Here is a 13,369-nt window from a genome sequence, read left to right on the forward strand (position 1 = left end):
TCTTCCAATCTATTGTTTTTTTATTGATTGATCGGATTATAAAATCAATTTTCGCACAAAAAAGGAGAATATATTTTATCAAAAAATAACTACATTTGAGAGTGACTCATTAGGTCGAATAATGTTCATTAATCAGTACCAAAATGAAACGCTCAACTACAATTCTTAGCTTCCGGGCAATACTGTTTCTGCTGCTATATCTGTCTGTTAATTCGGTGGTTATTGCACAGTCAACCTCTCTTTGTAAAATAACGAACCTACTTACGGAATACACATCTACGCCGATAGGTATTGACGTTGCCAAACCCCGGTTTAGCTGGCAAATGCAGGTTGAAGGTAATGAACGGGGATACTTCCAGAAAGCGTATCAAATTGTGGTCAATGATGACAAAGGCAACACGGTCTGGAATAGTGGCAAACAGGAAAGCAATATTTCTCTCAATATTGAATATCACGGCATTCCTTTGCAGGCTGAAAACCGTTATCAATGGCATCTGACGGTCTGGAATCAAAAAAATGAAGAGCTTACGGCCGGTTCGTGGTTCGAAACGGGTTTAATGAATCCTTCGATCCAGGCCTGGAATGGAGCAAAATGGATTGGAGGTACCGGCGATCAAATTCCATTCTATTCCCAATATTTTTCTGTATTCAAAATTGGTTGTACCGTTCAGCTCGATGCAGTTTCCGGTTCTTCTAAGGCTTCTCTTGTGTTTGGTGCGAATGATAAACGGTTGATGGATAAAAATAAGAATGTGTTTAATCTGTCCAATAAGCTAAATGCGTCTTACATCAGGGTGGAACTGGATTGCTCAAGTCTTATCAATAAAAAAGAGGATTTTGCACAGATAAAGGTTTACAGGGTAGGGTACCAACCTGAAGACAAACAAGACAAGCCTATTGGCTCTGTTGAGATCCCAACATCCATTATCAATGTCAGGAATGTGTATGCTGCTCATACCATCCTGATAGAGTCGTCGGTTGGCACTTTGAATTTTGAAGTTGACGGACAAAAAATTATGATCCCCAAGCCGGCAAATCATAATATTTATATTCCTTTCGGGATTCAGGTAAATCCAATGGGCGTTGGTGGCGATTATATCGGATTTCCGATGTTGGCAGACGTGGGCTTTATGCTTGGTAAACAACAGAAAGCCGCTTTTTCGAATTTACAAATACGCAATTACCGGAGTCCTTCTAATGTTTTATTTGCGGAAGATATTCCGGATGACGGTAAATATCAGGGCATTTTTGCTAAGGCACTCAAAGGTGGCAAAACAAATGTTGAAATTAAAAATCATTCGATTATTCTTTCCGGTGGCCAAAACGGGTGTTTTGTTGTGGCTAATCCTTCCCGAAATGCAATGCCAATGTTGCGAACTGTTGTTGACAATGGTAATAAAAATATCCGGTCGGCTCGCGTGTACGTAACGGCAAGGGGTGTTTACGAACTATGGATTAACGGAAAAAGGGTAGGGAACGACTGGTTTAATCCGGGACTCTCGCAGTACGATAAAACTCATTTTTATCAGACTTATGACGTGACTTCTTTGTTGCAAAAGGGTAAAAATACCGTAGGTGTTATGCTGGGTGAAGGCTGGTGGAGCGGTAACCTTTCTTATTTGCCTGTCAACTGGAATTACTTCGGCGACCGCCAATCTCTTTTGATGAAAATGGTCATCCGTTTCAATGACGGCACATCTAAAACAGTCACTTCCGATCCGTCCAAATGGAAATATTTTGCCAATGGCCCAGTTCGTTACGGAAGCTTCTTTCAGGGCGAAGTATACGATGCGACGAAAGAACAATTGATTGAGAAATGGGCGACTTCGGATTATGATGATTCGGCGTGGAGCAAGGCGATGGAGGTGTTGACTGATGGAACAACTTATAAGGACTCTATGACCGAAAAAGATCATCAGGCAACTGTTGAAAAAATGCCGGTTTTCAGCAATACTGATCAAGCAGAACTGATAGGACAGATCGGCGAAAATGTCAAACAGGTCAACGAACTCACGGCTCAATTAGTGAGTGAAGTTCGTCGCGGTGTGTATGTATATGATATGGGGCAAAATATGGTAGGAGTACCGTGCATTCATCTTGAAGGGTATAAAAAAGGTCATGTAATTACATTTCGGTTTGCGGAAATGCAATATCCCGACCTGAAAGAATACCGCGAGAATAAGGATATGATCATGCTGGAGAATATTCGGGCAGCACTGGCACAGGATATCTATCGTTGCAAAGGCGGTGAAGAGATATTTCAGCCTCGTTTTACCTTTCACGGTTATAGATATATCGAAATTACAGGACTTGATAAGCCATTGCCTCTTTCCTTTGTTAAAGGCAAAGTTTTGAGTTCAGTTCCAAAAATAACCTCTCATTACTCGACATCCAATCCGGATGTTAATCGCCTGTGGAAAAACATTTGCTGGTCAATGCAGGGTAATTTTTTGTCTATCCCGACGGACTGTCCGCAACGCAACGAGCGGATGGGCTGGAGTGGCGATATTTCAGTGTTTTCCCGTACAGCTACTTACATGGGAATGGTTCCTCAGTTTCTTCGCCGACATGTGCTTGCACTGCGCGATACTCAGTATGGCGATGGACGTTTTGCCGATGTGGCTCCTATTGGAGGTGGCTTCGGGGGTATTGTGTGGGGTAGTGCCGGCATTACTGTCCCCTGGGAATCGTACCTTCAATACGGAGACAGCGCTATGCTGGCAGAACATTACGATGCCATGAAACGTTATATCGACTATTTGAATAGAAACATCGATGCGAAAACTGGTATCACCACTACAGGTCAACTGGCAGACTGGCTGAGTCCTGAGGGTAATCTGATCGGTCCTGTTGGTGTGAATAATCTTGTGTGGGATGCCTATTATGCTTACGATCTGGATTTAATACACCGCATTGCAAAAATTCTTGGCAAAGAAGAAGATGCTACAACGTATGCTACACTTTTTGAAAAACGCAAACAGCATTTCAATGCTACTTACATTGATTCGGCAACAAAGAAAACACGCCAGTTGTTTCCTCCAAAAACATTTGATAATCAGGTATCTTACGTAGTTCCTCTGGCGTTTAACCTGCTGAACGATTCCAACAGAGAACCTGCAATCCGTTACCTTGTTCGTAATATCGGTCATGAAGTAAAAGACGACAAGGAAATTATTCGACCGCCATATTCCCTGATGACAGGTTTTGTGGGAACTGCATGGATTAGTAAAGTGTTGTCGGATAATGGGTTGGATTCTATTGCCTATAGACTGCTTCAGCAAACAACCTATCCATCATGGCTTTATCCGGTAAAACAGGGGGCTACTACCGTTTGGGAACGACTGAATTCGTATACACTTGAAAATGGATTCGGAGGCAATAATAGCATGAATTCCTTTAATCATTATTCGTTTGGCTCGGTGGGGGCATGGATGTATAACTATTCTCTGGGAATTGATCGTGACGAAACTGACCCCGGATTCAAGCATTTTATGCTCCGGCCAACTCCCGATCCGGATGGAGTTATGACTCATGCGGAAGGGTATTACGACTCGATGTATGGGCGTATAGAGAGCTCCTGGAGGCTGGAGAATGGGAAAACGATTTATCGGTTTACTGTGCCGGCAAATACCTCTGCGACTCTCTTCCTTAAAGCGCCTGATGTAAACCGGATCAGTGAGAGCGGGACTGCAGTTAAATTTGCGAAGGGCATACGTTTCCTGAAAAGTGAAAATGGAAAATCATTGTTTGAATTAGGCTCCGGAAATTACAGCTTTGAAGTTCTAAATCAGTGAGACACAGGTGGTGCGTAAAAATCGTTCAGCGAATGGGTATAAATGCAATAATCCAGTTTGTATTTACCCTGAAAAACAGTAGGATTTTTTGCTCCCTGAGGTACAAGCATCAGCGCTTTCTTGCCGTCAATGGTAAGTTTTTCAGTATCCGTACCTTCCCGGTTGTCGAACGGACAATTGAAATAATAAAGGTATGGATATATCCAGTTGGTATACATTCGTTTGCTTGCTCCCGATAACGAACTTATTTCAAGTTGTGAATAGTGTTCTTTAATGGCTTTCTGAAATTCGACGGCATTAAGAGGAATTCCATGCAATACCGGCATAGCATCCCACTGACTATCCAGTAGTACCCATTTCTTCAGGTCATTCAGATATACTTCGGCAACAACATGTCCGGCTCCTGATAATCTGGTCTCCACATCCTTTACTTTCAAACTGAGCACTCTTGCCTTTAGACCAATTGAGTTCATGCATGCTGCTGTAACGATACCAAATTCAACACAACGAAAATTGTCTCCTTTTTCTGCTTTCTCGAGAATATACAAGGCGTCTTTCTTCTCGGCCGCATTATACCCATCGTGCTTCCATAATCCATGAATCCAGTGCATAACTTTCAGGGCTCGTTCCGAATTGCTTTCGGCTCCTTTAACAAGTCGATCGATACGATATTTGTCCCGCAACTGAATCAGGTAAGGATTTTGATTGTTATTCTCGTAAATAAGATGAGCAGGCAGAGATGCAACAGAATCAAAGGTTAAGGTTGTAAAATGCGGTTTAATTGCCTGGATCACAGTTATGGCATACGATGTGTCATTGAGCAAAACAAAAAACTTATGGCTCTGACCGGGATGAAGGAAGAATTGAATGCTATCTTTATCTGTGTAAAAAGTAAAATCTTCGACAGGTAGAAAACACTGAATAGTGAGGGTGTCAGCGGTTATTTGAGGTGAAATTTTCCACTGGCCTTCATACCAGTCATCGCCCAGCCGGTAGTCTGCCATTGAATCTTTTGCAGTTATAACGGGTAAGCCGTGGTATGTTTTTTGAGCCTGTGAAAATAGAAATGATAACAGGAAAGTCGTACAAAATATGAATTTACGCATAGATTCAGTATTGTATGCGACTATTATCCCATTGTATCCTCCTTTTGTTTGTTGGTATAATAGTCGTTGATTATAATCGTTGCTTGATCAACATCGTTACTCGAAATCATTACTTTGACATTTCCGGCGATAGAAGGATTAAACGCATACGCATTTAAAAGAGCATTTACAAGATAAGACTCAATTTCGGCATTCTCCAAAAGGCTTTGTATGAGCTGCGCTTCCCATAATGTTCCGGCGTAAGCTTCAACGGCATGTTCTTTATTCTGCATAATTGCTATTGTTGTTTGTGTTGTGCTTCTTTGACGTGCAACTGCTTTATTCTCAATTTTCCTGCTTCATCTTTTTCAGCCATAAAACGACCGCCCACGCCACAGTGATGATACATAAAATAATCACCGGAATCAATACGGAATGGATAAAGTGATGAAAATATGCTCCAATCAGTACAAAGACACTACCAATAGCAATTTTCAGCACCATTAGTTCAACGTTCATCCATGTGGTTTTCTTTTTGAAAAAGTTCATAATGTACGATCTTTAAGTTGTAGTTTAATCACCGACAACGCTTCTTTCTGCAAATACCTTTCCCCCCAATAATGCCCCATCCTCCACTGCCAATTAAAAAACCGAAGGCATACCAACTGCCATTGTTGTTTTGAGCATACATGGTCACATCTTTGTTGAATAGCATTCCTATGAAATCGAAAGGTGCAATGATGCCATGCCACAAACCGCCCCAGAATCCATAAGTATGTCCTTTAAGACACGCATCCACAACTTCTTTATGGGCACAACTTACGGTTAGTAGCAAGCAAAACAATAGAATGATGTACAATGATATTCGATTTTTGGTCATCTGAATTGAGTTTTGATGTGGTGACTATAAATAATCTGTCCGAAAATAGTTGAACTAAGTTTCTTTCTCTAACGCAGAATCGTTTAGCCTGAATGTTTCTATTGGTTTGTATTGCGAACCATCAGGCGACAAAATGCTTTCATACAAAACAACCGATTGTCCTTTACAGACTATTGGTAACATGTTTGTCATTTCGTCAATTGTATTTACAAGTTGCGGAGTCGCTATTTGCCGGGATGCAAACCGTCCAACTGTAATGTGGGGCACAAAAGGCTGTTTGTCGGCGAAAAAGCCAATAGAAGCCAAAGCCTGATCGATTTCGTTTTTTAAGGCAATCAGACTGTCTGATTTGTCGATACCCAGCCAAAGTACCCGCGGATTACGTTCCGAATAAAATATCCCTGTCGAATTAATAGCAAAGGTAAAGCTCCGCAAATTGTCTGTTATGGCAAAAATAGTGTCTTGTATGACGGAAACCTGTTGTGTGGAAATCTGCCCGAAAAAGAAAAGCGTCAGATGAAGATCGTCCGTCGATATCCATCTGATACGATAGTCTGATAAATCCGATTTCAGTTGGTTTATAGCTTCGGTAACGAGTGTTTCTCCATTGTATGGAATAGCAAGAAAAACTCTTTTTGTTTTCATTTGGCTAATTCAATACAGGCAGAATTATGGAGAAAGACGTTGTTTGGTCCAGGTATTATCTGCTTGCAATTCGTATAGTATTCTATCGTGTAATCGGTTAGATCTTCCCAGCCAGAATTCCACTTTGGTAGGTGCCAGGCAATATCCTCCCCAGTTTTCTGGACGAGGCACCGGTTTTCCGCTGAATTCTTTTTCGATATCTTCCATGCGCAGTTCTAATTCATGTCTGGAGTTCACCGGCTGACTCTGCATTGAAGCCCATGCACTGATCTGGCTCCCTCTTGGGCGACTGCTAAAATAATGATTTGCTTCTATCGGAGGAATGCGATGAACGATGCCTTCTATTCTCACTTGTTTATACAATTCAAGCCACAGAAAAGTAAGTGAAGCATAATTATTTGCTTCAAGTTCATGCGATTTACGACTGGAGTAATTGGTGTAGAAGATAAAACCGCGTTCATCAAAGCCTTTTAACAAGACAACTCTTCCGGATGGTTTCCCATCGGGAGTTGCCGTTGCTAGGTGCATTGCGTTGGGTTCCCGCAATTTATTGCTTACAGCTTCATTGAACCAGACTTCAAACTGGTCTATCGGGTTTTCTTTAAGATCCGATTCCGCTATTCCGTTGGATATGTATTCGTTGCGAAAATTGGCAACCAATTGACGAAGAGATTTACCTTGTATTTGCCCGGATATACTTTTGAAAAAATTCATTCTACAAAAATAGTATTGTTGCTACATTATGAATGCAGGTTAGTTGTTGTTAAACCGCAAATAGTTTATGACTTTTTGAGAAAAGCCATCACATTTTGTGTTTTTAAAGTCAATAGATAAGTACTCTTTATTCATGTAATAAAGATGTGTAGTCGGAGGTGAGTAATAATCTTCCGAACCGGCATATATCAACGTAATAGAATCACCTTTCAGTTGATATTGATACTGTTCATTGTGAACACTGGCATTTGAATGGTATACGACACCTGTATTTGAATCAAACGTCAACGTGTCTGCCATATCTCTTGCAATCCATCGGCCAACTATATTAATATTATTGGGCATTGGCAGATCATTGTTACAACTTATAAATCCGATGGTAATCAATGATAGAATAACAAAATAATAAAATTTCATAATGGTAAGATTGAACTGATTCGTATGCTTAATCAAATTAATCTTACGCCCTTCAGTTGGGTTTTCTCTTTAGATTATTCGGTACTTATTGACCGAAAGGATACTTAAACGGTTTTATCTGCTTCTCTAAGCTTTTTTATAACCGACTTCTTAATGGATTTATATCACAAAGATAATGCCTGATTAACGATTTTTTACTCTTAATTGATAATTTTTTTTCGCGATTTTTCTATGATTTCTAACTCATAATCATTTCTGTTGAACAGCCTTATTCGTTACCTTTGTAGAGCAATAAAAAAAGGATGAATAAAACAATTACGGTAACAAAAGAACTTGCAATTCGCACAATGAATTTCTGGGGCTCGGAAGGACGTCCATTCTTGTTTGTTATTGATTTTCTGCAAAATGAACCCATTGTTCTTGCACTTGATGAAATAAACGAGCAACAGTTTCTTTTCAAAACTCCGTTGCTGTCTAATGTAAATCCTTGTTCGTCCGGTCTTCCGATAGAAATTGAAGCTTTTCCGATGCCTAAAGAGGAATATGAGGGTCAATTTAAAAAAGTCTTAGCGGAAATACGTCGTGGCAATAGTTTTGTAGTGAATCTTACCTGCCAGACACCGATAAAATGTAATACGTCAACGCACCATATTTTCCACGCGTCAAAATCAAAATATGGACTTTGGTATAAAGATCATTTTGTGTGTTTTTCTCCAGAGACATTTGTACAAATAGAAGATGGTTGCATTAAGACTTTTCCCATGAAAGGCACAATTGATGCTAACAAGCCTAATGCAGCGGAGGATATTCTGAATGACGAAAAAGAAAAAGCAGAACACAATTGCGTGGTTGATCTTTTACGCAATGACCTTAGCATGATAGCCGAGAATGTAGAAGTGACCCGTTATCGGTATATTGATAAAGTATTAACTGAAAAAGGAGCTCTTTTGCAGGTAAGTTCTGAAATAACCGGCATATTGAATGCTGACTATAAGAATCATTTGGGAGATATCATTTTTTCTATGCTACCCGCAGGTTCAATAACAGGTGCGCCAAAGATTAAAACCACAGAAATTATTCTTGATGCTGAAAACTATGATCGTGGTTATTATTCAGGAGTATTTGGTGTTTTCGATGGTCATAAACTTGATAGCGCCGTGATGATTCGCTTTATAGAAGAAACGGCGCAAGGTCTCGTATTTAAGAGCGGAGGTGGAATTACTGCCAAAAGTAATCTGGACAATGAGTATAACGAAATGAATGCTAAAGTATATGTGTCTGCTACTTGAAAGTATTAAAGTTGAAAATGGGCGTCCTTGTAATCTGGAAGATCATATAAACAGAATGAATAATTCGAGAAGGTGTCTATTTGGAATACAGAATCCTATCATTCTCTCAGATCAACTATTTGATAAAGAGATAAAAGGAGTTGCAAAATGCCGGATTGTTTATTCCGAAACAATTCATTCTGTAGATAGCCTCCCTTACACGCCCCGTCTGATCAATACACTATATCTGATAGAAAAAAACGATATCGATTACACATACAAATATGCAGACAGAAGCGCATTTCAAAATTTACCGGCGCACGCTCCTGACGAAGACTTTCTCATCGTAAAAAATGGGTATATTACCGATACCACCTTTTCTAATATAGTGTTTTTTGACGGGAACCAATGGGTTACACCTTCCACTTACCTGCTTAACGGTACACAACGCCAACGATTATTGAGAGAAGGGCGCATTGTTAGTCGTAATATTAAAGCCGATGATCTGGATTCTTTCCTTTATGCTCGTTTAATAAACGCAATGCTCGATTTTGATTCTGCTCCGTTTATTGAAATGTCTGCTATCAGGGTTTCTCAATAATCAATTAAGAGAAAGATTTACTCTATTGGTGGGTTTCAAATGTTTTTTTAATAAACAAACAGACGAACGATAATGAACTGATAGAATATGTTTTTAAGTCTGTTCTTCTAAGATACCGGCAAAACTTTATATAGATTTATTTGCTCTTCGCAAGTGTTTTACTATTAAATAATGTTTTATTTATTATGTGTGATTATAATCCGGTTGCAGATTCACAAATCTACAACCGGATTTCTTTTTGGATAACTTTTCGACAATGTAAAAAAATTATATGTCTAATATTCTGATAGATGTATTTTTTTTTGGAAAACTTCTCAAAAATAGTAGTCAAAATATTTTTCTTTTCGAATAATCTATCGTATCATTGTATTCTGAAAAACGAACAATACAACTGAACAATAAACGCCTTATAATTAAAACTTTTTGACAAGTGGAAAAGCAAACTTATTCTTACGATGAAGCATTTCAGTCCTCCCTTGAATATTTTCAGGGAGACGAGTTGGCCGCACGCGTGTGGGTAACTAAATATGCACTCAAAGATTCGTTCGGCAATCTTTATGAAAAGAATCCGGATGACATGCACCATCGCATTGCATCTGAAATTGCACGTATAGAATCAAATTATCCCAATCCGTTGTCGCACGATGAACTTTTTGACCTTTTGAAAGGGTTTAAGTACATTGTGCCACAAGGTAGTCCTATGACTGGAATCGGGAACGAATTTCAGGTTGCATCACTTTCAAATTGTTTTGTAATTGGTTTCGATGGAGATGCCGATTCTTACGGAGCTATTATTAAGTTGGACGAAGAACAGGTTCAACTGATGAAACGCCGCGGTGGAGTAGGGCACGACCTTTCTCATATCCGCCCCAAAGGTTCACCCGTTAAAAACTCTGCTCTTACATCTACTGGCTTGGTGCCGTTTATGGAACGTTATTCCAATTCAACCCGTGAGGTGGCACAGGATGGCCGTCGTGGAGCTTTGATGTTGAGCGTTTCCATAAAACACCCTGATTCAGAATCTTTTATTGATGCAAAACTGGAACAGGGCAAAGTAACCGGTGCTAACGTATCGGTAAAAGTGCATGATGATTTCATGCAAGCGGTTGTAAATAACACACCTTTCAATCAGCAATATCCTATTAACTCTGCGAATCCTACGGTCATTAAAGAAATTGACGCCAATGTTTTGTGGAAGAAAATCATTCATAACGCATGGAAATCGGCAGAACCAGGTGTGCTTTTCTGGGACACGATTCTAAAAGAGTCGGTTCCTGATTGTTATGCAGATATGGGATTCAGAACTGTGTCTACCAATCCTTGTGGCGAAATTCCTTTGTGTCCTTATGATAGCTGCCGCTTGTTGGCAATCAATCTGTACTCGTATGTTGTAAATCCGTTTACGAAAGATGCTTATTTTGATTTTGACTTGTTCAAAAAGCATGTGGCATTCTCTCAGCGTATCATGGATGACATAATCGACCTGGAAATGGAAAAGATCGATAGGATACTTGAGAAAGTTAAATCTGATCCTGAAAGCGAAGATATAAAGCTTACTGAGGTACAATTGTGGGAAAAGATTAAACGTAAAACTGCCATGGGTCGCCGTACCGGTGTGGGCACTACAGCCGAAGGCGATATGTTGGCCGCATTAGGTTTGATTTATGGTACAGACGAAGCGACGGACTTCTCTGAAAAAGTACATAAAACAGTAGCATTAGCTGCTTATGCTTCATCTGTTGAAATGGCGAAGGAACGTGGTGCTTTTGAAATATATGACACTAAACGTGAGGCCGGCAATCCTTACATCAACAGACTGAAAGAGGCTGATCCTAAATTATATCAGGACATGGCGAAATACGGACGTCGAAATATCGCCTGTCTAACCATCGCGCCAACAGGAACAACCAGCATGATGACGCAAACTACATCAGGCATTGAACCTGCATTCTCATGCTACTATAAACGCCGCAGGAAGGTGAATCCAAATGATCCTGAAGTACGTGTGGACTTTGTTGATGAAGTAGGCGATACCTGGGAAGAGTATTTTGTATTCCACCACAAATTTGTGACTTGGATGGAAGCCAATGGTTATTCTACAACCAAACATTATTCTGACGAAGAACTGGAAGAAATGCTTGCTAAATCGCCATACAACAAAGCAACTTCTGCTGATGTTGACTGGCTGAAAAAAGTACAGATGCAGGGACGTATTCAAAAATGGGTCGACCACTCCATTAGCGTTACAATCAACCTTCCATCGGATGTAACAGAAGAATTGGTGGAAACATTATACGTTGAAGCCTGGAAGTCCGGATGCAAAGGTTGTACCGTTTACCGTGAAGGATCTCGTGCCGGAGTACTTGTTTCTGCGAGCAAAGACAAGAAAAAAGAAGACGAAGAAACAGAAGAAAAGCAGGAAAAAGACAAAAAATGCTTCTGTTATACCGAAGTATCAGTTCGCCCTAAAGAACTCGACTGCGACGTGGTTCGTTTTCAGAATAACAAAGAAAAATGGATTGCTTTTGTCGGCATCATGAACGATCGTCCGTATGAAATCTTTACTGGTTTGTCGGATGATGAAGATGGTATCTTATTGCCAAAAAATGTAACGGAAGGTAAGATCATTAAGAATGTATCAGAAGACGGATCAAAACGTTATGACTTCCAGTTCACTAATAAACGTGGTTACAAAACGACGGTAGAGGGTTTGTCTCACAAATTCGACCCTGAATTCTGGAACTATGCAAAACTGATTTCCGGCGTATTGCGTTATGGAATGCCTATCGATCAGGTTATAAAATTGGTATCCGGATTACAACTCAATAGCGAGTCAATCAATACCTGGAAAAACGGGGTTGAACGTGCATTGAAAAAATACATCCCTGATGGTACGACCATAGAAGGCAAACAGTGTCCTAACTGCGGACAGGAAACCCTGATTTATCAGGAAGGCTGCCTATCTTGTAAATCATGTGGTTATTCACGATGCGGTTAACGATTTGACAATAAATAGAAAGGAGAAGTGCTTTTTGTACTTCTCCTTTATTGTTTTATACCGCCTGGTTATATGCAAACTTTATTGCCTCGTATTCTTTAGAATTAAATTGCAGAAAAAATTCTTTATTCTTTTGTGAAACCAAGGCTTTTAGCTACATTTGCAGTGCATTTTAAAATAGGTTCTTTAGGTTCAATAAGCCTCATTTACAAAAGATTAAGGCAAAACAAATTAACATTCTGCTTATTATTATCCTTTCAATAAACATCAATTCAAAACTGTTATGAAGTTATTTATTATCGATTCTTCGATTGGAAGAAAGCTCATTATGAGTTTGTCAGGGCTATTCCTATTTGTCTTTTTGACCTTGCACACCTTTCTCAACATGTTGTTGTTGGCTGGGCCTGCAACGTATCAGGCAGGATGTGAATTTATGGAATTGCCTGTTGTTACAGTAATGGTACCCATTCTGGCTGCCGGTTTCTTTGTTCACATTGCTTATGGTATCTGGTTGTCATGGATGAACTTACGCGCTCGTGGCGAAGTGGGTTATGCTTCCGGCAAAAAATCACAAACAACATCATGGGCTGCCCGCAACATGTTTGTTTTAGGCGCTATCGTTTTGTTGTTCATTGCGTTGCACTTAACTCATTTCTGGGCTAAAATGCAGTTGCAAGCCTTTATGGGTGGTGCAGAACAAGTACATGCAGAGGAAGCTTACGGTTTGGTAGCTACTTTGTTGCGCAATCCGGTTTATAACCTTTTGTACATTGCTTGGTACTGGGTATTGTGGTTTCACCTTACACACGGTTTCTGGAGCGCATTTCAAACCATCGGTGTCAACAACAGCAAATGGCAACCTCGTTTGCAGGTAATCGGCATTATTTACGCAACTATCCTTATTGCTTGCCTTACCGGTATTAATGTTTACTTCTTATTAGGATGCGGAGCTTAATCTCTTCTTTAT

At 40.0% G+C, this 13,369-nt stretch carries 12 protein-coding genes; 5 read left to right on the plus strand and 7 right to left on the minus strand.

Annotated features, from left to right (window positions below; translation table 11 throughout):
• The first annotated feature begins 143 nt into the window (after positions 1-143).
• Positions 144-3,794: an alpha-L-rhamnosidase gene (locus PJIAN_RS11725; RefSeq protein ID WP_068705267.1), complete on the plus strand. Its 3,651-nt coding sequence runs from the start codon at positions 144-146 to the stop codon at positions 3,792-3,794.
• Here PJIAN_RS11725 and PJIAN_RS11730 read toward each other — a convergent pair.
• From PJIAN_RS11730 to PJIAN_RS11760, 7 genes are read right to left on the minus strand one after another with little or no spacing between them, the layout of a single operon-like run.
• A complete protein-coding gene (locus PJIAN_RS11730; RefSeq protein ID WP_068705271.1) occupies positions 3,788-4,900 on the minus strand; it encodes a transglutaminase-like domain-containing protein in 1,113 nt (370 codons plus the stop codon). The genes PJIAN_RS11725 and PJIAN_RS11730 overlap by 7 nt on opposite strands.
• 23 nt (positions 4,901-4,923) lie before the next feature.
• Positions 4,924-5,172, minus strand: a complete 249-nt coding sequence (locus PJIAN_RS11735; RefSeq protein WP_068705273.1) for a putative signal transducing protein — start codon at positions 5,170-5,172, stop codon at positions 4,924-4,926.
• Positions 5,173-5,224: 52 nt separating this feature from the next.
• The gene (locus tag PJIAN_RS11740) at positions 5,225-5,428 is read right to left on the minus strand and encodes a hypothetical protein (RefSeq protein WP_068705274.1); all 204 of its coding nucleotides are present in this window, start codon (positions 5,426-5,428) and stop codon (positions 5,225-5,227) included.
• Between the two features lie 28 nt (positions 5,429-5,456).
• Entirely contained in the window at positions 5,457-5,759 is a 303-nt protein-coding gene (locus tag PJIAN_RS11745) for a hypothetical protein (protein WP_068705275.1), read from the minus strand.
• 54 nt (positions 5,760-5,813) lie between these two features.
• Positions 5,814-6,404 carry an RNA 2',3'-cyclic phosphodiesterase gene (gene thpR / locus PJIAN_RS11750; protein ID WP_068705276.1) on the minus strand — a complete coding sequence of 197 codons (591 nt, stop codon included), beginning with the start codon at positions 6,402-6,404 and terminating at the stop codon, positions 5,814-5,816.
• Positions 6,405-6,428: 24 nt separating this feature from the next.
• On the minus strand, positions 6,429-7,118 hold the full coding sequence (gene pdxH / locus PJIAN_RS11755) for a pyridoxamine 5'-phosphate oxidase (protein ID WP_068705277.1): 690 nt from the start codon (positions 7,116-7,118) through the stop codon (positions 6,429-6,431).
• Between the two features lie 39 nt (positions 7,119-7,157).
• Positions 7,158-7,535, minus strand: a complete 378-nt coding sequence (locus tag PJIAN_RS11760; protein ID WP_068705278.1) for a hypothetical protein — start codon at positions 7,533-7,535, stop codon at positions 7,158-7,160.
• A 302-nt stretch (positions 7,536-7,837) separates the two neighbouring features.
• Here PJIAN_RS11760 and PJIAN_RS11765 point away from each other — a divergent pair, with 302 nt between their 5' ends.
• The 4 genes from PJIAN_RS11765 (at position 7,838) to PJIAN_RS11780 (ending at position 13,357) form a co-directional block, all read left to right on the plus strand.
• Positions 7,838-8,824 carry an aminodeoxychorismate synthase component I gene (locus PJIAN_RS11765; RefSeq protein ID WP_084252400.1) on the plus strand — a complete coding sequence of 329 codons (987 nt, stop codon included), beginning with the start codon at positions 7,838-7,840 and terminating at the stop codon, positions 8,822-8,824.
• Positions 8,808-9,404 (plus strand): aminotransferase class IV, encoded by a 597-nt coding sequence (locus tag PJIAN_RS11770; protein WP_501193405.1) that lies wholly within the window; start codon positions 8,808-8,810, stop codon positions 9,402-9,404. The genes PJIAN_RS11765 and PJIAN_RS11770 overlap by 17 nt, the downstream gene beginning before the upstream one ends.
• A 430-nt stretch (positions 9,405-9,834) precedes the next feature.
• Positions 9,835-12,402, plus strand: a complete 2,568-nt coding sequence (locus PJIAN_RS11775; RefSeq protein ID WP_068705281.1) for an adenosylcobalamin-dependent ribonucleoside-diphosphate reductase — start codon at positions 9,835-9,837, stop codon at positions 12,400-12,402.
• 283 nt (positions 12,403-12,685) lie between these two features.
• Entirely contained in the window at positions 12,686-13,357 is a 672-nt protein-coding gene (locus tag PJIAN_RS11780; RefSeq protein ID WP_068705283.1) for a succinate dehydrogenase cytochrome b subunit, read from the plus strand.
• Positions 13,358-13,369 lie beyond the last annotated feature (12 nt).

The sequence above is a fragment of the Paludibacter jiangxiensis genome (assembly GCF_001618385.1).
GTDB lineage: Bacteria > Bacteroidota > Bacteroidia > Bacteroidales > Paludibacteraceae > Microbacter > Microbacter jiangxiensis.